Origin of the sequence: Mesorhizobium sp. M0678 (genome assembly GCF_040320505.1) — a bacterium.
In the GTDB taxonomy this organism is placed as follows: domain Bacteria; phylum Pseudomonadota; class Alphaproteobacteria; order Rhizobiales; family Rhizobiaceae; genus Mesorhizobium.
The window spans coordinates 1-25049 of sequence record NZ_JAMYPT010000018.1; the positions used below are offsets into that span (position 1 = coordinate 1).

General features: G+C 62.8%; 22 protein-coding genes. 10 read left to right on the plus strand and 12 right to left on the minus strand.

Going from position 1 to position 25049, the window contains the following annotated elements:
- Positions 1 to 188 precede the first annotated feature (188 nt).
- The 3 genes from rpoD to NKI29_RS25110 all read right to left on the minus strand — a co-directional run bounded on the left by rpoD (position 189) and on the right by NKI29_RS25110 (position 5075).
- The gene (rpoD, locus tag NKI29_RS25100; RefSeq protein ID WP_023678297.1) at positions 189 to 2210 is read right to left on the minus strand and encodes an RNA polymerase sigma factor RpoD; all 2022 of its coding nucleotides are present in this window, start codon (positions 2208 to 2210) and stop codon (positions 189 to 191) included.
- Positions 2211 to 2584: 374 nt separating this feature from the next.
- Complete coding sequence (gene dnaG, locus NKI29_RS25105; RefSeq protein WP_352567921.1) at positions 2585 to 4546, minus strand: DNA primase; 1962 nt, start codon at positions 4544 to 4546, stop codon at positions 2585 to 2587.
- Positions 4547 to 4703: 157 nt separating this feature from the next.
- Entirely contained in the window at positions 4704 to 5075 is a 372-nt protein-coding gene (locus tag NKI29_RS25110) for an RcnB family protein (RefSeq protein WP_352567922.1), read from the minus strand.
- Positions 5076 to 5453: 378 nt separating this feature from the next.
- Between NKI29_RS25110 and NKI29_RS25115 the strand changes: the two genes are divergently transcribed.
- The 3 genes from NKI29_RS25115 (at position 5454) to NKI29_RS25125 (ending at position 8770) form a co-directional block, all read left to right on the plus strand.
- On the plus strand, positions 5454 to 7118 hold the full coding sequence (locus NKI29_RS25115; RefSeq protein WP_023678300.1) for a Na/Pi cotransporter family protein: 1665 nt from the start codon (positions 5454 to 5456) through the stop codon (positions 7116 to 7118).
- A 132-nt stretch (positions 7119 to 7250) separates the two neighbouring features.
- Positions 7251 to 7460, plus strand: a complete 210-nt coding sequence (locus NKI29_RS25120) for a DUF2061 domain-containing protein (RefSeq protein ID WP_023678301.1) — start codon at positions 7251 to 7253, stop codon at positions 7458 to 7460.
- A gap of 128 nt (positions 7461 to 7588) precedes the next feature.
- The gene (locus NKI29_RS25125) at positions 7589 to 8770 is read left to right on the plus strand and encodes an MFS transporter (RefSeq protein ID WP_023678302.1); all 1182 of its coding nucleotides are present in this window, start codon (positions 7589 to 7591) and stop codon (positions 8768 to 8770) included.
- Positions 8771 to 8772: 2 nt separating this feature from the next.
- On the opposite strand, the gene NKI29_RS25130 is transcribed toward NKI29_RS25125, so the two are convergent.
- Positions 8773 to 9330: a GNAT family N-acetyltransferase gene (locus NKI29_RS25130; RefSeq protein WP_352757111.1), complete on the minus strand. Its 558-nt coding sequence runs from the start codon at positions 9328 to 9330 to the stop codon at positions 8773 to 8775.
- A 56-nt stretch (positions 9331 to 9386) separates the two neighbouring features.
- Positions 9387 to 9836 (minus strand): GatB/YqeY domain-containing protein, encoded by a 450-nt coding sequence (locus NKI29_RS25135; RefSeq protein ID WP_023678304.1) that lies wholly within the window; start codon positions 9834 to 9836, stop codon positions 9387 to 9389.
- Between the two features lie 319 nt (positions 9837 to 10155).
- Between NKI29_RS25135 and carA the strand changes: the two genes are divergently transcribed.
- Positions 10156 to 11373, plus strand: a complete 1218-nt coding sequence (gene carA, locus NKI29_RS25140; RefSeq protein WP_084641355.1) for a glutamine-hydrolyzing carbamoyl-phosphate synthase small subunit — start codon at positions 10156 to 10158, stop codon at positions 11371 to 11373.
- 54 nt (positions 11374 to 11427) lie between these two features.
- On the opposite strand, the gene NKI29_RS25145 is transcribed toward carA, so the two are convergent.
- From NKI29_RS25145 to mntR, 3 genes are all read right to left on the minus strand, one after another.
- Positions 11428 to 12696, minus strand: a complete 1269-nt coding sequence (locus NKI29_RS25145; RefSeq protein ID WP_352705376.1) for a TCR/Tet family MFS transporter — start codon at positions 12694 to 12696, stop codon at positions 11428 to 11430.
- A gap of 153 nt (positions 12697 to 12849) precedes the next feature.
- Positions 12850 to 13767, minus strand: a complete 918-nt coding sequence (ypfJ, locus tag NKI29_RS25150; RefSeq protein WP_352683791.1) for a KPN_02809 family neutral zinc metallopeptidase — start codon at positions 13765 to 13767, stop codon at positions 12850 to 12852.
- Between the two features lie 225 nt (positions 13768 to 13992).
- Positions 13993 to 14448, minus strand: a complete 456-nt coding sequence (gene mntR / locus NKI29_RS25155; protein ID WP_023678308.1) for a manganese-binding transcriptional regulator MntR — start codon at positions 14446 to 14448, stop codon at positions 13993 to 13995.
- A 236-nt stretch (positions 14449 to 14684) separates the two neighbouring features.
- Here mntR and NKI29_RS25160 point away from each other — a divergent pair, with 236 nt between their 5' ends.
- Positions 14685 to 16052, plus strand: a complete 1368-nt coding sequence (locus NKI29_RS25160) for an Nramp family divalent metal transporter (protein WP_352450711.1) — start codon at positions 14685 to 14687, stop codon at positions 16050 to 16052.
- A gap of 153 nt (positions 16053 to 16205) precedes the next feature.
- Complete coding sequence (locus NKI29_RS25165; RefSeq protein WP_352797501.1) at positions 16206 to 16859, plus strand: dihydrofolate reductase family protein; 654 nt, start codon at positions 16206 to 16208, stop codon at positions 16857 to 16859.
- A gap of 53 nt (positions 16860 to 16912) precedes the next feature.
- Here NKI29_RS25165 and NKI29_RS25170 read toward each other — a convergent pair whose 3' ends face one another.
- Entirely contained in the window at positions 16913 to 17782 is an 870-nt protein-coding gene (locus NKI29_RS25170) for a LysR family transcriptional regulator (protein WP_352797503.1), read from the minus strand.
- Positions 17783 to 17874: 92 nt separating this feature from the next.
- On the opposite strand from NKI29_RS25170, the gene NKI29_RS25175 reads away from it, so the two are divergent.
- Entirely contained in the window at positions 17875 to 18474 is a 600-nt protein-coding gene (locus NKI29_RS25175) for a LysE family translocator (protein WP_352567933.1), read from the plus strand.
- Here the strand turns inward: NKI29_RS25175 and NKI29_RS25180 are convergent.
- Both NKI29_RS25180 and NKI29_RS25185 read right to left on the minus strand, forming a co-directional pair.
- Positions 18449 to 18661 (minus strand): hypothetical protein, encoded by a 213-nt coding sequence (locus tag NKI29_RS25180; protein ID WP_352757110.1) that lies wholly within the window; start codon positions 18659 to 18661, stop codon positions 18449 to 18451. The genes NKI29_RS25175 and NKI29_RS25180 overlap by 26 nt on opposite strands.
- Positions 18662 to 18807: 146 nt before the next feature.
- Positions 18808 to 19986 (minus strand): MFS transporter, encoded by a 1179-nt coding sequence (locus NKI29_RS25185; RefSeq protein WP_352457527.1) that lies wholly within the window; start codon positions 19984 to 19986, stop codon positions 18808 to 18810.
- Positions 19987 to 20179: 193 nt separating this feature from the next.
- Here NKI29_RS25185 and NKI29_RS25190 point away from each other — a divergent pair, with 193 nt between their 5' ends.
- Positions 20180 to 20533 carry an ArsR/SmtB family transcription factor gene (locus tag NKI29_RS25190; RefSeq protein WP_352757108.1) on the plus strand — a complete coding sequence of 118 codons (354 nt, stop codon included), beginning with the start codon at positions 20180 to 20182 and terminating at the stop codon, positions 20531 to 20533.
- 94 nt (positions 20534 to 20627) lie between these two features.
- Entirely contained in the window at positions 20628 to 21374 is a 747-nt protein-coding gene (locus tag NKI29_RS25195) for a metallophosphoesterase family protein (RefSeq protein WP_352797505.1), read from the plus strand.
- 86 nt (positions 21375 to 21460) lie between these two features.
- Here the strand turns inward: NKI29_RS25195 and NKI29_RS25200 are convergent, their stop codons facing one another.
- A complete protein-coding gene (locus NKI29_RS25200) occupies positions 21461 to 23881 on the minus strand; it encodes a DNA/RNA non-specific endonuclease (RefSeq protein WP_352797508.1) in 2421 nt (806 codons plus the stop codon).
- A gap of 262 nt (positions 23882 to 24143) precedes the next feature.
- On the opposite strand from NKI29_RS25200, the gene NKI29_RS25205 reads away from it, so the two are divergent.
- Entirely contained in the window at positions 24144 to 25034 is an 891-nt protein-coding gene (locus NKI29_RS25205) for an SH3 domain-containing protein (protein WP_352797510.1), read from the plus strand.
- The last annotated feature ends 15 nt before the right edge of the window (positions 25035 to 25049 follow it).

Consider the following 25049-nt stretch of genomic DNA (forward strand, 5'->3'; position numbering starts at 1 on the left):
TCAGGAGTGCGGCGTGAACCGCTTCGACGCACCTCCTGCAACAAACAGAAGCGGACATCTGATGTGCTACAAAAACCGGACAACTTGAAAAGCTACCGACAGAGCGGCGCGTTCAATCGTGATCGCCTCTGCCCAAACGGAAAAGGGCGCCACCGGCGCCCTTGAAACTGCTTATCCGTCACCCGGCCTCAGCTGTCGAGGAAGCTTCTGAGCTTGCGCGACCGGCTCGGGTGCTTGAGCTTGCGCAGCGCCTTGGCTTCGATCTGGCGGATGCGCTCGCGGGTGACCGAGAATTGCTGGCCGACCTCTTCAAGCGTGTGGTCGGTGTTCATGCCGATGCCGAAGCGCATTCTGAGCACGCGCTCTTCGCGCGGCGTCAGCGAGGCCAGCACGCGCGTCGTCGTCTCGCGCAAATTGGCCTGGATCGCCGCGTCGATCGGCAGGATCGCCATCTTGTCCTCGATGAAATCGCCGAGATGCGAATCCTCCTCGTCGCCAACCGGCGTTTCGAGCGAGATCGGCTCCTTGGCGATCTTCAGCACCTTGCGCACTTTTTCCAGCGGCATTGCGAGTTTTTCCGCCAGTTCTTCCGGCGTCGGCTCACGGCCGATCTCATGCAGCATCTGGCGCGAGGTGCGCACGATCTTGTTGATCGTTTCGATCATGTGCACCGGAATGCGGATGGTGCGCGCCTGGTCGGCGATCGAACGGGTGATCGCCTGCCGGATCCACCACGTCGCGTAGGTCGAGAACTTGTAGCCGCGGCGGTATTCGAATTTGTCGACCGCCTTCATCAGGCCGATATTGCCTTCCTGGATCAGGTCGAGGAACTGCAGGCCGCGATTGGTGTATTTCTTGGCGATGGAGATGACGAGGCGCAGATTGGCCTCGACCATTTCCTTCTTGGCGATCGCGGCTTCGCGCTCGCCCTTCTGCACCTGGTTGACGATCTTGCGGAATTCCTGGATCGAAATCGCCGTCTCGGTGGCGAGGTTCTGGATCTCGGCGCGCAGGTCGCGGATGGCGTCCTTCTCGTTCTTGGTGAATTCCTTCCAGCCGCGCGAAGTCAAATTGCCGATCGAGCGGGTCCAGTTCGGATCGAGCTCCGAGCCCTGATATTCCTTGAGGAATTCCTCGCGGCGCACGCCATAGCTTTCGGCCAGCCGCAACAGCTTGCCTTCGTTCTGCACCAGGCGCTTGTTGATGTCGTAGAGCTGCTCGACCAGCGCCTCGATGCGCGCCGTGTTCAAGGACAGCGACTTCACCGCCTTGATCAGTTGGTCCTTCAATTCCTTCAGCCGGCGGTCCTGACTGGGCGACAGCGTGCCGGCGGCGGCCAGCCGGTTCTCGACCTGCTGGTCCTGCAGCTTGCGCAGTTTCTTGTAGGTGTCGGCAATGACGTCGAGCGTCTCCATCACCTGCGGGCGCAGTTCCGCTTCCATGGCCGCCAGCGACAGGCTCGCCTCGTCATCGTCTTCCTCGTCGTCGTCCACCAGGCCACGCGTGTCGCCGCCGACATTGGTGATGTCGTCCTCGTCCTCGCGCGAACGGCGCGACTTTTCCTCGGTCTTGGCTTCCTCGATACGCTCGACAACCGGCGCCTGCTTGGCCTCCGGCCCGGCATAGGTCGCCTCGAGGTCGATGATCTCGCGCAGCAGGATCTTCGATTCGTTGAGCTCGTCACGCCAGATGATGATGGCCTGGAAAGTCAGCGGGCTTTCGCAAAGGCCCGCGATCATCGTCTCGCGGCCGGCCTCGATGCGCTTGGCGATCGCGATTTCGCCCTCGCGCGACAGAAGCTCCACCGAGCCCATCTCGCGCAGATACATGCGGACCGGATCGTCGGTTCGGTCGGTCGGCTCTTTCTTGGTCGTGGTGGCGGCGACGGCGGTGCCGGTCTGCTCGGCGAGCTCGTTGGCGTCTTCCTCGGCATCAGCGGCGGTGTCGGCGGCTTCGGGCTCCTCGCCCTGCTCGTCGTCCTCGACCACGTTGATGCCCATGTCGGAAAGCATGGCCATCGTGTCCTCGATCTGCTCGGAGGTCACTTCCTCCGAGGGCAGCACCGAATTCAGCTCGTCCATGGTGACATAACCGCGCTTCTTGGCGGCCTTGATCATCTTCTTGACAGCATCGTCGGAAAGGTCGAGCAGAGGGCCATCGGTCGCGGCCTCGCGTTCGGTCTCGACTTCTTCCTTTTCTTTTGTCGCCATAGTCTTTATTTTCTCCAAGCGGCTGAGTATCAAAGCCGCGTAAGCTGCCGGTCCGGTCAAATTGGATGCGCTCCTTCCAGAACGCGCTTTACCGGGCCAGTAACTGCATCTCTCGTTAAGTCCAGATTAACCCTGATATCTGTGGCAAGCTGACTGCCTGTCCAGTGATCAGTACCTTACATCGCTGCATTCCCGTCGATGCCGGGGCGGGTTAACGTTTCGAATCGACCTGATTCCGCCATTCTGCCGGAAGGTCAAGCGCCTCTCGCATGATTCGCATGAAAAAAGCGAATCAATTACCCGACTTAGAGCACCGCACGCTTGATTCAACGCGCAAGCACGGCCTTACATTTCAGTCTTCTGGAGGCTTCGATCTAAACGCGCCCAGCTCTGCCCGACGATACGCCAAACCCTTCGATCAGCGCTTCCGTTGCCTGCACATCACGAAATTGCGCCTGGATTTCGACCAGGTGCCGGTAATTTTCGTCCGTGGGATCGCTGGCGAGCGCTGCTTCCGCCTGCTTCAGCTCCTTATGTAAGGTGCGCGCGCTGCGCTGCAAGTGGAGAGCTTGGCTGAACGCATCGCGAGCATCGTCGAGTGCTGCCGTTTCCAGCGCCGGCCATTGCCGCGCACGTTTGATCAGCGCCACCGCGCGCTGCCAGATCTCACCGCAGCCGGCCCGCTCGATCGTCGCGATTACAGCCTCGCGGTTGTTGGCCATATCGTGCGCCATGGCGTCGAGGATGGCCGCATGCAGCCGCTTCAGATCGGAATTGGCGAGATCGAGGAACTCGACATGGGCGAAATTCTCGTCGATCAGCACGGGATGGTTGACGAGGGCCGCAATGATCGTCGCCTCGCGCACCGACATGCCCTCGCCGCCGCGTTTGACCAGCGCCGAGCGGCCGAGGCTTTCGGTGATCGCGGTGCGCCCACCGGCACCGCCGCCACGTGCAAACTGTCCGCCGGGTGCTGAGACCCTGCCCGGGAAGCGCTCACCGGGCCGTCCGTCCTGACGTCCCTGGCGTCCGCGCTGGGCACCGAAGAAGCTCTGCACGCGCTCGCGCATTTCCTGTTGGTAGTGATAGCGAAGGCTCTCGTCGCGGATGCGGCTGGTCAGTTCGCGTAGCGTCTTTTCGAGCTCCGCCCGCCGTTCCGGCGTGTCGAAGATGCCGCCGGCGGTCTCGCGCATCCACAAGAGGTCGGCCAGCGGCCGCGCCTCGGAAAGCACGGCGCGGAACGCATCCGGCCCGTCACCCTTGACCAGATCGTCGGGATCCTTGCCCTCCGGCAGCAGGGCGAAGCGCACGGAGCGGCCTGCCTGGACCGCCGGCAGCGCCATGTCGGCGGCGCGCCACGCTGCCTTCAACCCGGCTTGGTCGCCGTCGAAGCACAGCACCGGCTCGCCAGCCATGCGCCATAGAAGTTCGAGCTGGTTTTCAGTCAACGCGGTGCCGAGCGGCGCCACCACGTTTTCGAAGCCGGCCTGCGCCAGCGCGATCACATCCATGTAGCCTTCGACGGCAATGACGGTGCCGCCCTTGGCCAGCGCCCCCTTTCCCAGTGCTTGCCGCGCACGGGCGAAATTGTAGAGCACGTTGCCCTTGTGGAAGAGCTCCGTATCGGGCGAGTTCATATATTTGGCCAGCGCATCCGGCGCCAGTGCCCGCCCTCCGAAGGCGATGATCTTGCCCCTGGAATCCGGGATCGGGAACATGATGCGGTCGCGGAACCAATCATAGGAAACCGGGACGTCGTCGCCATGGCGCACCAGCCCGCACGCCTCGATGTCGGCCTTGGGGACACCCTTGGCGGCAAGATGCTCCTTCAGCGCATTGCGGCTGTCGGGGGCATAGCCGAGGCGGAAAGACTGCTGCGTCGCCGGTGTCAGCCCCCGGTCGCGCAGATAGGCGCGGGCCTTTGCCCCTTCCGGTCCCTGCAGCCGTTCCTGGAAGAACGCCGTCGCCATCTCCATGACGTCAGTCAGGCTGGCGCGTTCCTTTTCGCGCCGCTCCTCCTGGGCATCGCGAACCGGCATCGGCACGCCGGCCATGTCGGCGATCTTCTCGACCGCTTCAGGAAAGCTCATCCCGTCAAGTTCGGTCAGGAACTTGAAATGGTCGCCCGAAACCGAGCAGCCGAAGCAATGGTAGCGGCCCTTCTTGTCCTCGCAGTGGAAGGACGGGCTCTTCTCGCCATGGAAGGGACAGCACGCCCAATAGTCGCCGCGCGGCGCGTTAGTCTTCTTCCTGTCCCACGCGACGCGCTGGCCGATCACCGAAGAAATCGGCACGCGGTCGCGGATCTCGTCGAGGAAAGCAGGTGGAAAGCGCATGGGGGGACAGCCCGTTTGGCCTCCATATAATCACACGGGCGAAGCCCGACGACTCCTAATGGCGATCATACCCGGTTTTCACAGGCCAAAAAGAGAAAGCGGCCCGCGGGCCGCCTTCTCGATCTAAACCGACGCAGCGCGGTCAGCCGTTCCGGGCTCATTGCGCGGCGATAGCACCGAAGATCAGGCCGGAGAGAACGCTGACCAGCAGATAGTCGTTGCCGACCCGGATCCATTCCTGCCCGGGACCCGGACGGCGCAGGCCATAGTGGCGATAGTCGCGGATCGGCTGGTGACGCTTCCAGCTGGAATATCTCTGGCCGTTGCGCCAATGGCTGCGCTTCACGACGATCTTTTTCTTCACTACGACGCGCTTGTTCACGTCGACATGCCTGCCGGGCCTTTGCCAGTCGACCTGGCTGTAGTTCGACTGCGGCGCGTTTGGTGTGTTCAGAGGTGCAGCCTGGCCCTGCCAGGTGGTTGCAGCCAGCATCGAGAAGGCAATGGCGGAAAGAACGACGCGTTTCATGGCGGGTACTCCTTGGTTGTCGATGCCTAGGGAATAGAGCCGGACGGATGAACCGAAACTGAACACCGAGATTACGTTTTCGTAATGATTTCTTATATTTAGAACGACTAATTCAGCGCTACCTTTAAAGCTGGCATCCGCGAATGGACGCATGACCCGCCGCAACTCCGCAGTCTATGCAACCATTTTGTCAGCCATCCATTTCCGACACGCTCCGTCGCGTGCCAACAGGCGTCGGAACCGGGCAAAATTTATTATTCGGCTAAAATAAATCGGAGTAATATCAACCTCTGCAATGTCCACGATTCGCGCCCACTTTTGCACCCTTGACGTCACGGCGCCCGCGTCGCTGGCATCTGTTGGGTTGCGGGGTCGGGCATGAGTGGCTCTGTCGTTTTGCTGCACCTTGCCGGTGCGGTCGCATTGATGCTGTTTGCCACCCGTTTGGTGAAGACCGGCGTCGAGCGCGCCTATGGCGATGTGCTGCGCCACAAACTGCGCGCCACAATGCGCAATCCGTTCATGGCGGTTCTGGCCGGCTGCGGCCTGGCTGTCGCGCTGCAAAGCTCGACCGCCGTCACCTTGCTGGTCGGCTCATTCGCCGGCTCCGGTATTGTCAGCGGCATGTCGGGCCAGCTTGCGGTGCGCGGCGCCGAGATCGGCTCAGCACTGGTGGTCAAGCTGCTCACCTTCGATCTGTCGCTGCTGGTGCCGATCTGCCTGGTCGCCGGCACCGTCATGTTCATGGCCACCGAGCGGCGCGACTGGCGCCAGTTCGGCCGCATCCTGGTCGGCATCGGCCTGCTGCTTCTGTCGCTGGAGATGATCGGCCAGGCGTCGGAGCCACTGCGCCAGAGCACGCTGATGCCGCTCATCGTCGATTACTTCTCCGGCGATCCGGTCACCGCCTATCTTCTGGCGGCGTTGGTCACCTGGCTGTTCCATTCCTCGATCGCCGCGGTGCTGCTGATGGTGACGCTGGCCGGCCGCGGCTTCATCCCGCCCGAACTCGGCATCGTGCTGGTGCTCGGTGTCAATCTCGGCTCTTCGATCATCGCGCCGCTTCTAACCCGCAACGCAGAACCCGGCGTTCGTATCGTGCCGATCGGCAATCTCCTGATGCGCGGCATGGGTTCGCTGATCATGCTGATCCTGTTCCTGACGTTCAAGCCGCCGGTCGCCTTCTTGGGCAGCACGGTGCCCGAGCAGATCGTCAATGCCCACATTGTCTTCAACATCCTGATCCTGATCGCCGGCCTACCGCTGGCGAGCCTGGTCTATCGCGCCTCGGAAAGGATCGTGGCGTTGGGCACCAAGCCCCAGGAAGCTAACGCGCTCGACGTCGTCGAGCTTTCGGCGCTCAACGAAAGTGCGCTCGACGTGCCGAGCCAGGCATTGGCCAACGCCACCCGCGAGGTGGTGCGGGTCTGCGAAACGGTCGAGATCATGCTGAAACGGATCATCGAGCTCTATGAGAGCGCCGATGCCGACAAGATCGGCGCGTTGGCCGCACTCGACGACCGTGTCGACAGGAAGCACGCTGCGATCAAGCTCTATCTGGCCAAGGTCACCAAGAACCCGTTGAGCGAGGACGAGGCGCTGCGTTGCCAGGAGCTGATCGGCGCCTGCGTCAAGCTGGAGCAGGTCGGCGACATCATCGTGCGCAACATGCTGGTCCACGTGAAGAAGAAATTCGAGCGCGGGCTGGAGTTCACGCCGGAAGGCTGGCGTGAGCTTTGCGCCTTCCATGGCTTGGTGCTTGCCAATGCCAGGCTTGCCTTCAACGTGCTGGTATCCCGCGATCCGGAGACCGCTCGCCAGTTGGTGCTGGAAAAGGACCGGCTGCGCGACCGCGAGAAGGAAACCAGCCAGAGCCATTTCGTGCGGCTGCGCGACGGCACCCCCAAGAGCGTCGAGACCAGCTCCATTCATCTAGACACCATTCGCGACCTCAAGCAGATCAACTCGCTGCTCGCCTCGATGGCCTATCCCGTGCTTGAGGAGCGCGGCCTGCTCACCGGTTCGCGGCTGAAGGCTGGATAGATTGCGTCCACAGGCCGGGTAGCTTCAGAACATCGCCTATGAAAATTGCTGTGGGCCAATGCGCAAAAATTATCTTTGCGCCACCTCCTGTCTGTCGGCTAAAGATCGCCGCATCTACCGCAAGGAAAGTCGATGGACACCCATTCTCGCAGCTTCGCCAAAGCGCTTTCCTGGCGCGTCACCGGCACCATCGACACGATGATCATTTCGCTCGTCGTGACCGGAAGCATCAAGCTCGCCGCGGCCATCGGCCTGACCGAGGTCGTCACCAAGTCGCTGCTCTACTATCTTCACGAGCGAGCGTGGCTGAAAATTCCTTATGGAAGGAAGGCAGCCGCCTAGCTCTTGCCTCCGCGGCGGGCGCCTGACCGGCGATCAAGAAAAGCTAAAGCGGCGTCGACAATTTCTGGATTGCCCGCTGCCCTCATCCGTGGTTTGAGGCGACCTTATCCGAGGATCGCCAGTCCGCCATGCTCCCCCTCATTGCCCTGTTCATTGCCGCCTTCGCCTTCGGCACCACCGAATTCGTCATCGCCGGCGTGCTGCCGCAGGTGGCGGAGGGCCTTGGCGTCGCGATCCCGACCGCCGGCTATCTCGTTTCCGGCTATGCCGGCGGCATTGCAGTCGGCGGCCCGCTGCTGGCGCTCGCCACCAAAAGGTTCTCCCGCAAGGCCCTGCTGCTTGGACTGACTGCAGCCTTCACCATCGGCCAGGCCGCCTGCGCGCTGGCGCCCGACTTCGCCTCGATGCTGCTGTTGCGGATAGCGGTGGCCGTGGCGCATGGCGCCTATTTCGGCGTTGCCATGGTGGTGGCCGTCGGCCTCGTGCGCGAAGACCAGCGCGGCATGGCGGTGGCGCTGATCCTGTCCGGCCTCACCGTATCGAACGTAATCGGCGTTCCGGCCGGCACGGCAATCGGCAACATCTGGGGATGGCATGCGACATTCTGGGTGATGTGCGCGCTCGGTGTGGTGGCCTTCACGGCAATCGGCGCCCTGCTGCCGCGCAAGACGGGATCGTCGAGCCCGTCGGCGAGCCTTGGAAGCGAGGTCCGCGTGCTCGCACGCCAGCAGGTCTGGACCTCGCTCATTATTATGCTGATGCTGATGATCGGCCAGTTCGGCCTGTTCACCTACATCACGCCGACGCTGCTTGAGGTCACAGGCCTCGACGAGAAATGGATACCTTGGGTGCTCTTGCTCAATGGGGTCGGCGCAACGATCGGCGTCTTCGTCGGCGGGCGGCTCGCCGACTGGAAGCTGATGCCGTCGCTCATCGCCATGCTTTTCCTACAGGCGGCAATGCTCGCCTTGATCTACGCTGTCAGCCCTTACCCGCTGCCGATGGTGATAGCGATCTTCGTCTGGGGCGGCCTCAACTTTGCCATCGGCACGCCGATCCAGACCCGCATCCTGACCTGGACCGCGGACGCGTCCAACCTTGCCTCGTCGCTCATCCCGTCGGGCTTCAATGTCGGCATCGCGCTCGCCGCATCGCTCGGCGCGGCGATGCTCAATGCCGGCTATGGCTATCGCAGCCTGCCGGTGGTTGGCGCGATCGCCATGCTGGTCGCGGTCGCGGTTGCGCTTGCCTCGCATGTCTGGGAATGGCGAAGCCGGGCTGCGCCGCCGCTGCCGGCTGCCGCCGAATAGGGCTACAGATCGATCCGGTAGCGCAGGCTTTCCGCGCCGCCATAGGCAGCGTCCTCGAAGAAACGCCCGACGAGCCGGCCGCCATTGGCCAGAACGACCTTCTGCGAGGGCACATTGTGAGGCTTGCAGGTGATTTCGACGAAGGGCAGGCCAACCGCCCTCGCCTCCACCAGCATCAGCCGCAGCGCCTCGGTCGCATAGCCGCGTCCCCGTTTCCACGGCACCACCGCATAGCCGATGTGGCCGAGCACATGCGACGGCAGCGCCGCGGTGCCGTGCTGCCAGCGCAGGCCGATTGAGCCTGCGACTTCCCCGTCCCAGATCCAGCGCCGGAATCCGGGCAGCCGCGGCACTGTCGAACCGTCGGGCAAGGTGATCGGCGGTCCCTTGCCATCGGAATCGTCGAGATCGCCAAGGAAAGTCGCTGGATCCTTTTCGATAGCCGCAAGCTGCTCGCGCGTCGTGTCGAGCAGCCGCACATTGTCCGGCGACCAGCCGCGCTCGAGGGCCGCCTTGTAGGACGGCAGGTGTTCAAGCGCCGGTTTGACGAGTTCGATCACGGGCGCGAGCTTTTGGCTGCCGGATTGCGGGCGCGACGGCAAGGGCCTTCGGCAGCTTACTGAAGCAGGCTCTTGACGATGCCGCTCGCCTTGGAAAAATCCATCTGACCGGCGTATTTCTCCTTGAGCGCCGCCATCACCTTGCCCATATCCTTGACGCCGCTGGCGCCGGTCTCGGCGATGGCGGAACGGACGGCGCTTTCCGTCTCGGCCTGACCCAGTTGCGTCGGCAGGAAGTCGCGGATGATGGCCATCTCGTCGCGCTCCTGCGCTGCAAGCTCCGGCCGCTTGCCGTCATCGAACGCCTTGGCCGACTCTTCGCGCTGCTTCACCATCTTGGCCAGGATCTGCAGGATTTCGTCGTCGCTGGCCGGCTCCTTGCCGGCGCCGCGATTGGCGATGTCGCGATCATGAATGGCCGCCTGGATCAGCCGCAATGTCGGCAGCCGGCGCTTGTCCTGCGCCTTCATCGCACTCTTCAGGGATTCGGCGATTTTGCCTCGCATGGTGCTTTCTCCTTCGAATGCCGCGGACAATAGTCGTGCCGATAGCTCAAGGCAAATTCGATAGCGTCCGGCAAACCGCTGATATTATTCGACGAAATAAATCCAGGCACGCACGGCGCGGCATCATTGACCGCCTTGGCGCCTTCCCCTATGTACTGGGCCTTGCATGAATTGAATTCTAGTGCACGTCGCCCAAAAATGCGTAGCGGTTTTGGGCAACGACAGGCACAAATGAAAACTTAGCGCGCCGAGGCTGTGAGATCGCCGCTTCGCGCCTTTTGTTGCGCCGACTGAGGGCGCGACCTTTAGGAGTGCCGCCATGGCAACGATGACAGCCGCGTCGACCCCCCCTTGGGCCAGCGAGAGGCCGACAGCCCTGCTGGTGCTGGCCGACGGCACTGTCATAGAGGGCCGCGGTCTGGGCGCCACCGGCTCCGCCGTCGCCGAGGTCTGCTTCAACACCGCGCTGACCGGCTACCAGGAGATACTCACCGACCCATCCTATGCCGGCCAGATCGTCACTTTCACCTTTCCGCATATCGGCAATATCGGCACCAATGACGAAGACATCGAGGACCTCAACCCGCTGGCCCGCGCCGGCGCGGTCGGCGCCGTGTTCAAGGCCGATGTCACCAACCCGTCGAATTACCGCGCCGGAACCGGTCTCGACCAGTGGCTGAAGAAGCGCGGCATCGTCGCACTTTCAGGCATCGACACGCGGGCGCTGACCGCGCTGATCCGCGAAAAGGGCATGCCCAATGCCGTCATCGCGCACGCGCCCGACGGTATCTTCGACGTCGATGACCTCAAGCGCCGCGCCGCCGCATGGTCAGGGCTCATCGGGCTTGATCTCGCCAAGGAGGTGACCTCCGGCCAGTCCTCGGTCTGGCGCGAGACGCCCTGGGTCTGGAACGAGGGCTTTGGCGAACAGGCTGATCCGTCGATGCACGTCGTTGCCGTCGACTACGGCGTCAAGCGCAACATATTGCGCCTGCTGGCCGGCCTCGGCGCCAAGGTCACTGTGGTGCCGGCAAAAACCGGCGCCGAGGAGATCCTGGCGATGCGGCCCGACGGCATTTTTCTATCCAACGGCCCTGGCGATCCGGAAGCCACCGGCGACTACGCCGTTCCGGTCATCCAGGATCTGTTGAAGACCGAAATCCCGCTTTTCGGCATCTGCCTCGGCCACCAGATGCTGGCGCTGGCGCTGGGCGGCAAGACCGCAAAAATGCATCAGGGCCACCACGGCGCCAATCATCCCGTCAAGGATCACACCACCGGCAAGGTCGAAATCGTCTCGATGAACCATGGCTTTGCCGTCGACGCCGACTCATTGCCGAGCGGCGTCGAGGAAACGCATGTCTCGCTGTTCGACGGTTCGAATTGCGGCATTGCGCTCACCGGCAGGCCGGTCTTCTCGGTCCAGCATCATCCCGAAGCCTCGCCCGGCCCGCAGGATTCGCACTATCTGTTTCGCCGCTTCGTCAATCTCATCCGCGAAAAGCGCGGCGAGCCGGCACTGGCCGAGCGTGTTTAGCGCATGCGTAAAAACGGATTTGATTGACGGCGCCGGCCGGGCTCCCGGCGCCGATCAAGCCCCGTCTGTCACCGCTTCCTGCGCGTGCATGCGTTTGACTTCCTTCGGCGTCGGCTTGGCCACCCTGGTGACGAAGACGACGAGCGCCAGCGTGAGGAAAATCGCGCCGAGCAGATACGGGGCACCGCCGAAAACCACCGGCGCGCTCGGCCCCGTGAACCAGGAAAAGATCGCCGTATAAAGCAGCGGCGTGATGATCGAGGTGATCGAGAAGATCGAGGTCATCGCGCCCTGGAGTTCGCCCTGGGCGGAAGGTGGCACCTTGGCGGCCGCCAGGCTTCTGAGCGGCGGGTCGGCCAACGCCTCGAGACATCCAACGACGATCACTGCATAGATCATCCAGCCTTGTGACGCGAAGGCGTAGCCGAAGGCGCTGAGTGCGGTAAATGCCAGACCGATTACCGCCGTCTTCCACTCGCCAAGCTTAGGGATCACGCGCGGCAGGACTGTCGCCATGACGATCGCCCCGCACAGGCCGAAAGCGCCGAGCGAGAAGCCGATCTGTTGTTCGCTCCAGCCATAGCGATAACTGGAGACGAACGACCAGACCGCAGGATACATCATGTGCCCCAGCGTCATCAGAAAGAAGACAAGTCCGATCCAGCCGATACCTTCGTAGTTGCGCATCTGGACGAGCGTGCCGACCGGGTTCGCGCGTTTCCACTCGAAGCGGCGACGGTGCTTGTTATCAAGTGTTTCCGGCAACAGAAACAGCGCGATCAGAAAGTTTGCGAAAGCAAGCCCGGCAGCGAAATAGAACGGCACACGCGGCCCGAACGTGCCGAGCAACCCGCCCAGAACCGGCCCTATGACGAAGCCGACGCCGAAAGCAATGCCGAGCAGCCCGAAATTCTTCGCACGATTTTCGTCGGTCGAGATGTCGGCAATGAACGCCGATGTCGTGGAATAACTGGCGCCGGAAATGCCGGCCAGCACGCGGCCGATGAACAGCATCGGATAGGACCAGGCGATAGCGCAGATCAGATTGTCGATAGCGAACGTCAGCACCGAGGCGAGCAGAATTGGCCGCCGCCCGAACCGGTCGCTCAACCCGCCCATCACTGGTGCGAAAACGAACTGCATCGCCGCATAGACGAAGAACAGCCAGCCGCCCTCGATAGCCGCCTCACTGATGCCGACGCCGGTCAATTCCCTGAGATAGGCCGGCAGCACCGGCATGATGATGCCGAAGCCGATGATGTCGAGCAGCAGGGTGGTGAAAACAAGCGCAAGGCCCCGCCTGGCGGTTTTGGGGTCTATCATGATGGTATATCTCCTCGGGCCGCCCGAGCGAACGGGAACACACCTTATAGGCGAGCACATCGCTGGGAACAATGAGGGAACGGGCCGAGTGCTTTCATCCTGACATCCCCTGACTGCGATCCAGTCTCTCGGATTAGCGAGAAAACCGGCGGTTCAGATCGGGTTGTTGAACGTGTCGCAGTCCGAAAGCTTGCCGTTCTGGAAGCCGCGCGCCAGCCAGGTCTGCCGCTGCTGCGACGTTCCGTGGTTGAAGCTTTCCGGCACGACGTAGCCCTGCATCTTCTTCTGCAGCGTGTCGTCGCCGATCTGCTTGGCGGCGTTCAGTGCCTCCGCCATGTCGCCCTGCTCCAAAATGCCCTTCTGGCCGGTGAAATGTGCCCAAATGCCGGCAAAGCAGTCGGCCTGGAGCTCGACCTGCACCGACATGTGGTTGGCGTCCGCTTCGCCCATGCTCTGCCGCATCTGGTTGAATTTGGGCAGGATGCCGACCAGGTTCTGCACGTGATGGCCGACCTCATGCGCAATCACATAGGCCTGTGCGAAATCGCCTGAGGCACCGAACTGCTGATCGAGTTGCTGGAAGAAGGTGGTGTCGAGATAGACCTTGCGATCGTTGGGACAGTAGAATGGTCCGGCCGCTGACGAGGCAGAACCGCAGGCGGAGCGAATCTGGCCGCTGAACAGGACCAGTTTTGGATCTTGATAGGTCAGGCCCTCGGACTGGAAAATACCAGTCCAGGTATCCTCGGTCTCGGCCAGCACGGTCGACACGAACTGCTTCATCTCGTCGGATGCCGGCGCACCGGTGCCGCCGTCTTGCTCGCCGCTATTGTCGGTGATCTGGCCGCCGCCGGGCTGCAAGCCGCTGTTATCGAGGATCTGACTCGGGTCGAAGCCGAAATACCACCCTGCCAGGAAAATCAACCCTACGATGATAATGCCCGACATGCCGCCGCCGCCGGCGCGACCGCCGATCGGGATGCGAAACTGCCCCGGCCCGCCGCCAAGCCCGCCGCTCTGGCCGCGCTCGTCCTCGACATTGTCACTCTGACGACGGCCCTTCCAGAGCATGGCAACCCCCGTGATGCAATTTTCCGGCCGATCGGGCCGTGTCCCGGTTCGATCGGACACGACAACAATTATCTCAACGGTTACGCCAAGTCACAGTATTTTTCGTGCGAACAAGCAATGCTTGCTGACGCTTGCCTGCTCTGGCCGAGACATCGCAAGGTCTGTGCCGTTCACCCTGCTCATGGGAAGCGAGAGTCGCGCGAAGAGATACGCTGGCCGTGCTTTTCAGCGGGCGGCGATTATTGCCTTGCGAAAGGCTTCGAGCGTCTCGGCGCTGACATGATGCTCGATGCCCTCGGCGTCGATGCGCGCCGTCTCGGCGCTGACCCCGAGCGAGCGCAGGAAGGCCTCGACGGTCTGGTGGCGAATGCGGCTCTCTTCCGCAACCTTGCGGCCGGCATCGGTCAGGAACACGCCGCGATAAGGCTTCCGGGAGACCAGCCCGTCGGCGCACAGCCGCGTCAGCATTTTCGCCACCGTCGGCTGAGCGACGCCGAGCCGTGCCGCGATATCGACCTGGCGCGCCTCGTTGCCATCCTCGATCAGGTCGGCGATGAGCTCGACATAATCCTCGACCAGCGCGCTGCGGCGCGCTTCACGCGTCTGCCTGAAGCCTTCCGAGTGGATTTCTGCGTCAGGCAGCGGCTTTTCGCGAGGAACCGGTCTTTTCTTCAGCGCCAATACGCGCTCCTCCCGGCAGTTTGAATCGACATTGCGGTCATAACACGGAACCCTATTGGTTCTGGCCGTTTATTTCCATTCGGTGGCCGGCGCAACCGGCGTTCACTGCCGTTCCGGCCGCACGGCCAAGCGGCCACAAGAAAAAGCTCAGACAATGAAATATAGCATATTGCATAATGTTCAGCCGTGGCATAGATAAGGAGACAACATCGATCGTTCCAGCGGAAAGCCATTTCATGTCGGAAGCCGAAGCCACCTCAGCCCCCCGGTCCATGTGGCGATTTGCCCGCCCGGAGGACGACGAGCAGCCCAGCCTTCGCGAAGTCAACGCAACGATCGCGGTGCCGCACTCGGGGATCTGGCTTCGCCGGCTGTTCGCCTTCATGGGGCCGGGCTACATGGTTTCGGTCGGCTATATGGATCCGGGCAATTGGGCGACCGACCTCGCCGGCGGGGCCCAATTCGGCTACACGCTGCTTTTCATCATCATGTTGTCGAACCTGATGGCGATCCTGCTGCAGGCACTCGCCGCCCGGCTCGGCATCGCCACCGGCCGCGACCTTGCGCAGGCGTGCCGCGCCTATTATCCGCGACCGGTCAATTTCATGCTTTGGGTCGCTTGCGAATTGGCCATCATTGCCTGCGACCTGGCCGAGGTCATTGGCACGGCGATCGCCTTGCAACTGCTGTTCGGGATTCCGCTGATCGGCGGCGCCATTATCACCGCGCTCGATGCCTTCCTGCTGCTGCTGCTGATGAACAAGGGCTTCCGTTTCCTCGAGGCCTTCATCATAGCGCTTTTGATTATCATCTTCGGCTGCTTCGCCATTCAGATCTTTGCCGCCGCCCCGCCGGTCGGCTCCATCCTGCACGCGATGTTCGTGCCGTCGTCCGAGATCGTCACCAATCCGGCCATGCTCTACATCGCCATCGGCATCATCGGCGCCACGGTGATGCCGCACAATCTCTATCTGCATTCCTCGATCGTGCAGACCCGCGCCTATGAGCGCACCGATCGCGGTAAGCGCGACGCCATCAAATGGGCGACGACCGACTCGACCATCGCGCTGATACTGGCGTTGTTCGTCAATGCTTCCATCCTGATCGTGTCGGCGGTGGCGTTCCACGGCACCGGTCATCATGACGTTGCCGAGATCGGCCAGGCCTTCGAGCTTCTGTCGCCGCTGCTTGGCCTCGGCATCGCTTCCATCCTGTTTGCCGTAGCGCTGCTCGCCTCCGGCCTGAACTCGACGGTGACGGCGACGCTCGCCGGCCAGATCGTGATGGAAGGGTTCTTGCGGCTGCGCATCCCGCAATGGGCGCGCCGCCTGCTGACGCGCGGCATCGCCATCATCCCGGTGGTGGTGGTCACCGCGCTCTATGGCGAGAAGGGAACCGGCCAGTTGCTGGTCTTCAGCCAGGTAATCCTGTCGATGCAGCTCCCCTTCGCTGTCGTACCGCTGGTGCAGTTCGTCTCGGACAAGCGCAAGATGGGCAATTTCGCCATTTCCCGCGCCGTTGCCGTGCTGGCCTGGGTGGTCGCCGGGCTCATCCTGGTGCTCAACTTCAAGCTGCTCTACGATACGGTCGTTGGCTTGGGCTGAGCGTTCTCGGCTCCAAGCTGAGACGATAAGGTCGGCAGTCATCCGCCCTTCCAACCCTGGAAATTTGCCGGCCGCTGTCGGATAAATGTCCGTTCGCCCGTCCTTGGCTCGAACTCCGGCCATGACGGCACGGATCAGGGAAAGGGAGCTCCAATGAGGAAGATCATCGCCGCAACATTCGTCAGCCTCGACGGCGTCATGCAGGCGCCCGGCGGCCCGCAAGAGGACCCTGTCGGCGGCTTCAATTTCGGCGGCTGGACGTTTCACTACTGGGACGATGTGATGGGCGCCGCGATGGGCGAGACGTTTTCAAAACCGTTCGCGCTGCTTCTCGGCCGCAAGACTTACGACATCTTCGCCGCCCACTGGCCTTATCAGAAGAATGATCCGATCGCCGACAGCTTCAACGCCGTCACCAAATATGTGGCGACGCACAGGCCGGATTCGCTGTCCTGGCAAAACAGCCAGCCGCTCGGCAGCGATGTCGTGGCGACGTTGCGCCGGATGAAGCAGGAGGACGGCCCCGACCTGCTCATTCAGGGATCGAGCGAGCTGATCCAGACCTTGCTCGCCAATGACCTGATCGACGAGATCAGCTTGCTGATCTTCCCGCTGGTGCTGGGCAAGGGCAAAAAACTGTTCGGCAGCGGCACGATACCTGCCGCCTTCAAGCTGACCCGTTCGCAGGCATCGACCACCGGCGTCCTCATGGCGAGCTATGAACGCTCCGGCGAGATCAAGACCGGGTCATTTGCCACGGAGCAGCCGTCCGAAGCCGAGATCGAGCGGCGCAAGAACTGGAAGTAGATGCCGCGGGGCGATCAAGGACGGCTGAACACTGGCCGTCCTTTTTGCTGTTTTTAAGCCGCCTCTCGTCGCCCTGCCAACCCATCGCGGAGGTGGCCCGCGAATGCCAGTGCAGCCGGCGCGACGTCGTGCTTCGGCAAATGCAGATTGATCGAAAAATTCGGCAATGACGGCAGCTCCGGATCGTTGGCCAAAATGTCGAGGTCGACAGGCACGGTCGACGCCAACCAGGTGGTGACGGCCAAGTCCGAACGCACCGTCGCCGTCGTCGCGTCGATGCTGCCGTTTTCGAATACGGTGCGCCATTCCAGCCCATGCTCGTTAAGCGCCTCCAGCACCACCGGGCGGAACGCACAGGTCTCGGCGACCATCGAAACCGGCAAGGGCCGCTTGCCGCGGGCGGCGCCGCCTTTGGCGCCGACCCAGACCAGCCGGTCGACAACAAGGCATTCACCGGCCGACCGACCGATCGGCTCCTCGATCACCGCGAGCTCTATAGTGCCGGTCGCCAAGGCTGCGGCCAACTCTGGCGACGAAGCACAGACAAGCGAGATCTCGACCTGCGGATAGGCCTCGGCATAGGCCTTCAGCACCGGCGCAAGCAAGGTGCCGACAAGGTCGTACGGCACCCCGAGCCGCACCTGACCGGCAACCGCATCGCCCGCCATCTCCGCCAGGATCTCGTCATTGAGGGAAAGCAGGCGCTTGCCCTTGCCGAACAATCGCTCGCCGGAGCGGGTCAATCGCAATCCGCGCGGATCGCGATCGAACAGGCTGCAGCCGAGAACCTCTTCCAAACGCTTGATCTGCTGGCTGACGGCACCTTGCGTCAAATGCAGCGCGTTGGCCGCCGCCGTCATGCTGGCCTTGTCGGCAACGGTGACGAAGGTTCGAACCAGGGCAGTATCGAGGTTGCGGAGCATCCGGCTATTATATTTGCTAATACAGATCATAGCAAACATTGCATTTACTGATGAGCCAAACAGCCTACCGTGCAGGCTTCAAAGGAAGCAGCATGTTTGAAACCGTCCTTCCGCTCGTCCTGTTCGCGCTGGTCTCAACCTCAACGCCCGGCATGGCCACGACCTTATCGACGGCGTCCGGCGCGCAGTTCGGCTTTCGCCGCTCTATCCCGCTGATGGCCGGGAGTGCGGCCGGCTTGGCCACGGTGGCTGCGGCAGGTGCTGCCGGGCTCGCCAGTCTGCTGGCTGCCGCTCCTTCGCTGCAACTGGCAATGAAAATGGCCGGTACCCTCTATCTGACGTGGCTTGCCCTCAAGATCGGCCGCAGCGGTCCGCCCAACCTGGACGTGGCCATGGCAAAGCCGAACAGCTTTTTGGGCGGCGCCGGCCTGCAATGGATGAACCCAAAGGGCTGGGCCATGGGGCTGGGAGCGGCGGCATCCTTTGCCGCGCTCGCCAACGGGCCGCTGCAGCTCGCCGTGCTGCTCGGCACGGTCTTCGGCCTTGCAGCGGCCCTATCGCTGGCGGCGTGGTGCGTGGCGGGCACGCTGCTCGCCCGGTTGCTGCGAACCGAGCGGCAGTGGCGCATGCTCAACGCCGTGCTTGGCCTGCTGCTGGCCGCCTCGATCATCCCGATGTGGCGGACAGCGTAAGATCAGTCTTTAGCCATGTCAGGCAGCGTAACGCGCCGCCGGCTTGCCGGCCAGCAGGCTGCCGAAGAAACCTTGCGGACGCGAAGAAAGGCACCCCCCCGGCAATATCGGCAAGACCCGGTGCCGTGAATGCTTCACCTTTTTCCAGGCCAACCAGCGCTGCATCGACCAGATCGTCGGCGGTCATGACGATTTCTTGCGGAACGTCGGCGAGGTCGCTTCCGGCAACTTCCCAGAATTCGGCACTGGACGAAATCGCCGCGCTGGATTTTGACGCACCGCCGCCGCGACTTGAACTATCGGCGGCCGGCAGCCAAGCTTTGCTAACAAGCCTTACTCGGCCGGCATCGCCACCGGACGCGCCGCCAGGTGGCCCGCCAGCACGACGCCCAGACCGACGATCGGGAATGCCGCCGCGACCACGCCGAGGTCGGCCGGTGCGCCATAGCGCAGCACCGCGGCGCCGACCACGGCACCCAGTGCCACGCCGAGATAGAGCGCCGAAGCGTTCAGCGACAGCACGATTGGCGCGGCATCGGGCGCCAGCTTGATGATGCGGCTGGCCTGCGCCGGCGGGAATGCCCAGCCGACGATGCCCCACGGCACCATCATGGCCATCAATGCCGGCCCGGCGATCTCGCGCGGCAGGAACATCGGGATCAGCGAAAACGTGACCAGCATCGCGGCACTCAGCGCCAGTGACCAGCAGACGGTGCGCGTCGCGCCGAAACGGTCGGCGGCCTGACCGCCGCCGATATTGCCGATGACCGCGCCAACGCCGAAAGCGAGCAGCATTCCGGGAAGCGCGATCGGGTTCAGTCCGCCGCCTTCGATCGCGAGCGGCGCGACAAAGGCAAAGACGGTGAAGGCGCCGATCAGGGCCAGGATGGTCGTCACCAGGATAGGCATGACGCCGGGGCGAAGTGCCGCTGCCAACCGCATCCGGAGCGGCAGCCTGGTGCCGACGATGCCGCGCGGCAGCCGGTACCACAGGATCGCGCCGGCGAGCGCACCAAGGCCGGCGATGGCAAAGAAGGTGCCGCGCCAGCCGGCAACCGTCGCAACGAGCGCGCCGAGCGGTGCTCCGACCGCGACCGCAACCGTAGTGCCGCCGACGACCACGGCAATGGCGCGGGCGCGGTGATGATCGTCGACAAGCGCAACGGCCGTTCCCTGTGCGGTCGCCGCGAACAAGCCTGACGACAGCGCCATGACGATGCGCGCGATCAACAGCAATTCGAAGGAGGAGCTTAGCGCCGCGGCGACGTTGCCCAACACGAAGAACACCAGCGTCCACAGGATGACGCGGCGCCGGTCCCATTCGCCGGTCAGCGTTGCCAGGATCGGCGTGCCGATCGCATAGGCGAGCGCAAACGCGGTGATCAGCGTGCCGGCGAGCGGAACGGAGATGGCGGCATCCTTTGCAATGTCGGGCAAAAGGCTGGAGATGACGAAACCTTCGGTCGAAATCGTGAACGATCCGAGCGCAAGCCAGATGAGGCGCTTATCCATGGCAATTTCCTTAGTTCAAAGGTTATTGAACAATTGGACATAACAGGGCATGATGTCAATAAAGCCGCTGCAAAATAGCCGAACCATCCTGACAGCCCGGTGTCAGGACGGGGCGACGGGACGAAACTATGTGTCCATTAGCCACGAGAGGAGATGCGTTGAAATCGGCTCCGAATGTGCTTAATTCCTGGGCATGACCTTGCCCCATCCCACCGCCGACCAGATCAACCTGCCGAACGTGCTTGCCGTGCTCGGCGACCCGACGCGACTGGCCATCGTGCGCTATCTCGCCAGCAAAGAGGGCGTGCCGCTGAATTGCAGCCGGTTCCTCGATCTCTGCTCGAAGACCAATCTGAGCTACCATTTGGCCAAGCTGCGTGAGGCCGGCGTCACCCGCACCGAGGCGGTTGGAACCAGCCGGCTGATCACGCTGCGCCGTGACGATCTCGACCGCCGCTTCCCGGGCCTGCTCGACAGTGTCATTGCCGCGGCCGGCGACGCATCGTTGCCGGCGGTCGGCGGCCACGAGATCGAAGTCCGCGCCTGAACGACCCGAAGCTGGGTTCCGCTCTCGCCCGCCTCGCGAGGCGAGCAAAGTAGCTTCACCCGCCCTCCAGCCATTCCAATTAACGGAGCCTGCCATGCGCATTGCCGTCCTCGCCGACATCCACGGCAATGTCCTGGCGCTCGACGCCGTGCTCAATGATCTGCGGCAGCGCGGCGGCGCCGACCTCATCGTCAATCTCGGCGATTGCGTTTCCGGCCCGCTCTGGCCGCGCGAGACCATGGAGCGGCTCGAGACGCTCGACCTGCCGACGGTGCGCGGCAACCACGACCGCCGCGTTGCCCGCGACACCGCCGACGAGACCATGTGGCCGTCCGACCGCTACGCGCAGGAACGGCTGACCGCAGGCCAACGCGAGGCGCTATTTGCGCTGCCCGTCATGCTGGAGGTGGCGCCCGGCATACTCGCCTTCCACGCCCGGCCCGACCACGACGAAAAATACCTGACTGACGCGATCGTCGACGGCCGGCTGGTGCGCGCGCCGCTGGTCGCCATCGAGCGGCGGCTCGGCGCGATCGATGCCGCCTGCCGCATCATGCTTTGCGGCCACAGCCATCGCAGCGAGCTGGTCCGCATTCCCGGCGGTCCGGTCATCTTCAATCCGGGTAGCATCGGCTGCCCCGCCTATGACGATTCAACCCCGCCGGCGCATGTCTCCGAACAGGGTTCGCCGCACGCCCGCTACGGCATCGTCGACTTGCATCCCGATCGTTTCGAATCCATCGCCGTCGACTATGACCATGAGGCGGCGGCGTATCAGGCCGAGCAGGCGGGACGGCCCGAATGGGCTCACGCGCTGCGCACCGGCTTCATGCCGGGCTGAGCTTGCTCATCCCAGGCTGAGCTTGCTCATGCCTAGCTGAACGGATGACCGCCTTCGAGCGGCAGAAGTCGCGACCGGTCCAATCTTCAGTCGTCAGACGCCGATCGCTTCGATCGCTTGGCAGGACGTCGGGCGCTGGCCGCCGAAGTCTTGGACGTCGAAGTCTTGGACGTCGAAGTCTTGGTCGCCGAAGCCTTTGGCCGTGACGTCTTGGGCGCTAGTTGCGTTGGGTTGAAAGTCTGTGCTGGGGCGGATTCGGAACCGGCCCGAATGTCGGCGTCGCGCACCTGCTGGCCAAAGTTCAGGCCGGTCAGCTCTTCAATCTCGGCCACCGTCGAAAGGAACTCCGATACCCTGGCAATTTCAAGCGGGTCATCGAATGCCTCGGCACGCTCGCCGAACGCTTCGGGCATCACTTCCAAAACCGGCTTCTGGTCCGCAAGCAACGCGATGGCGCGCAGGCCAGCTTGATCGGACCACAGCGCGATCTTCCAGAACTTCAGCGGAACATGGCTGTCGAAGCGGTAGGGAGGATCGTCCTCGCCGAACACTGGCCCGGCAAACACCGTGACACGGCCTCGCGTCGTATAGGCGTTGCGCAGCACATAGGTTTCTACCGCGCGCCATCTCAACTTCCCTTTGGAGCCGGGATGGTTAAGCGAGCTTCCTTGATTGAAGAAGCCGACTTGCGGCGCAGCATTGGTATAAAAGAACGTGTCGCGTTCTGCCGCGACCGCCTCCTGATCGACGCCCCATGCGGGGTCGCCGCGAAGTGTAATATGGCCCTTCTGGAACATTCGAGCGATTCGTTCCTTGGATTTTGCGACGGGAAATCCAGGCACATTCTGGCTCGAATAGAATTCCTGGTTCATCTGCTCGCCAAGGTCGATGCGCCGATCCGGCCGGAAAGCATCGCTGGCTTCCGAACCGGAAATCGACTCCACCCCCAATTCGACAAGCGACGGGTTGTCGATGACCGTCTTGTCCTCACGATTGACCGCCTTGGTGCGGGATCCATCGATATTGCAGGCGGTGACGAAGGCAAGCCTGCGATCGGCGTTCATCAAGATCGAAAAATGATGGTAGCGCAATTCGTGTGGGTCCTCTCCCGGTTTGGCAAGAAGGTTTTTGGCCAACCGGTAGGGTGAATTGGCAACCGTCGGCATTGCCAGGACAAAGCCCGGTATGAAGCCGGGCTCATACCCTCCACGATCGTCGAAATCCTCTGTTTTCCAACCCGCGGCCTCGGCGATGGCCACCTTCCCGGGTTCGCTTGCCGGGCCTTTGCCGTCGTTTCGTCTCGCATCGCCTCCGTCGATCAGCGGCGCCCGGACATTTATCTCGACGGGAAAAGTCCAGGTGACCGAGCCATCGGCATTGTGTCTCGTCGCCGGCGGATTGCGATCCGGTTCCGGCCGCTGCACCGGCTTGTCCGGCACATCTTCGCGAATATCGGCGTTCAGCCGAACTGTCTCGTCCATCATGCGCGGCATGCCGGCCCAAATCGCCAGAGCTCGCGAAACCGCCGATGCCGAGGAGCCCGGCAGCTTGGACTTTCTAGCACCCAGATCGTCAACGATGGCGCTGATCCGTATGCCTTCGTTGATCTCACGCGCAAGCGCATAGCCACCTATGCCCGTCACCTCGTGGAACGGGCCGGCCCAATGGTGCAGGGCGATAGGTTCCCATTCATTGTTGAAGACCGGGGAGCCGGACGAACCCTGTTCGGTGTCGGCGACATAGTGCAGCACTTGCACCGTTTCGTCGCGGGCCACCAGCCGGTTTTCACGCAACACCAGTTCCTTGAAGCGGCCATCGGGATGCTGAACGATGTTGGCGATTTCGCCGAGCATATGCTTGTCGCGCGCATCCGACAGCGAGATAAAACCGAACTCCCCCAGTTCCTTTGGACCGGAACGCCGCTCGCCAACTCCGATCAGCGTATAGTCCAGACCCTCTATGCTATCGGTCACGAAACAGGATTCAGGATCGAACAGGAACGTCGTCGGCGTACGCACGGCATTCGCACCGTCCTGCTCATAATCGAACTGGACCTGGAAGCGCCGGGAATCCGCCGGCGACGAAATCACATGGTTGTTTGTGAGGAACAGCCTTGGCCCGACCAGAAAACCCGATCCTTGTGGATTGCCGTTGAGAAAGGCAACGCGGCCAACCGCATCGGCAGCACGGCGCCCACGCTCGAGGAATGCGATCCCGATGAAATCGAGCGTTGGGCCGAGAATTGCCTCCGGCCCTGGCTGCTTGGCGGCGGCCTTTCTTTCCCCGGCAGACCTCATGTCGATCGCTGCCGATATCATCTCCGCTTCGGTGCGGCTGAGCGACGCCTTTACCTGCAACCTGTCGAGGCGCCTGGAGAGGGTCTGTTCGGCGGCCAGCGGATTGCCGTTGGCGATGTGACCAAGTGAAGCCTCAATCTCGGCGCGCGTTTTCTTGATACGCTGGCGAACTATGTTTTCCACCTGCGCAAATATTTCAAGGTCGACCATATTTCCCTCCTCAACCTTACTTGAGAGAGTGCATATTTACATGAAATGTGCAATATTTTGCCGGCTGTTAGTTCACGGAAGTGGCCTGGTCGCGATTCAACACGCGGCACCTTTTCGGGCTTACACAGCGCCGTCTCGTCGCCTATAAAAACCGGCTGGCGTGCGATGGCGCTTTCGTGCCTGGCCGCGCCTTCGGCAATTGAACCTACCGCCATGGCAGATGATTAGGCGCACAGTAACACTCCCGACGACGCTGCTTGCGATGGTTGCCGCTCCGCTGATGCTGGCGGAGTTGCCGGCCAACGGCCAGGAGCCGGAGCCCATCATCTCGATTGTGACGGGTCTTGCTCCGGATGATCTCCTGAACGTGCGCGCCACGGCGTCGGCCATGGGCAAGGTCGAGGCGCGGCTGCCGAGTGGATCGAGCGTGAAAAATCTCGGCTGCGGCGACGTCAGCGGCCACAAGTGGTGCAAGGTCGAAGACATTGACGACCCGAAGCTGAGCGGATGGGCTCCCGCACGCTACCTCGACCCTATCAATCCCCAGCAAGTGACGCCCCAGGCGGCGGCCGATACGGAGAGCCCTGCCTCTCAACCGCTGCCCGATCTGACAACGCGCCTCGGCGCAACCGGTCCCGAAACGACGCTGAACTCCGCTGACGCAATCGGCAAGGTGGCGATCGAGGACGCTTACCGCCTGGCCCTGGCCGCTGGAAACCCCTCGACTGGACAGGTTGATGGATCGCCGCCCGTGGCTGCGGACCCCGTCCGGAATTTCGGCGCGGTCAATGCGGCGCCTCCGGCCGACGCGCAGACCGTTGCGCGGCTGCAGCCGCCGGGGACACCGGTCCCCGGTGCCGGCAACGCCATCCCCTGCGCGCGCTATCTCGGCCAGCCGATGACCAGCTGCAAGGCAGGCGTGGTGCGCACCGGCGACAAGACCGACGTGACCGTGACCTGGCCCGATGGCGGCACGCGCATCATCAGCTTCAAGGCCGGCAAGCCGGCCGGTGCGGACGCACCCGGCGAATTCCGCTTCACCCGCGAGGGCAGCCTGAACATGATCCGCGTCGGTGCTTCCGAACGCTTCGAGATCACGGACCAGTTGGCGCTGGGGGATAGTGGTAAGGGGAATAAGGCAGTAGGGCAGTAGGGCAATATGCTTAAG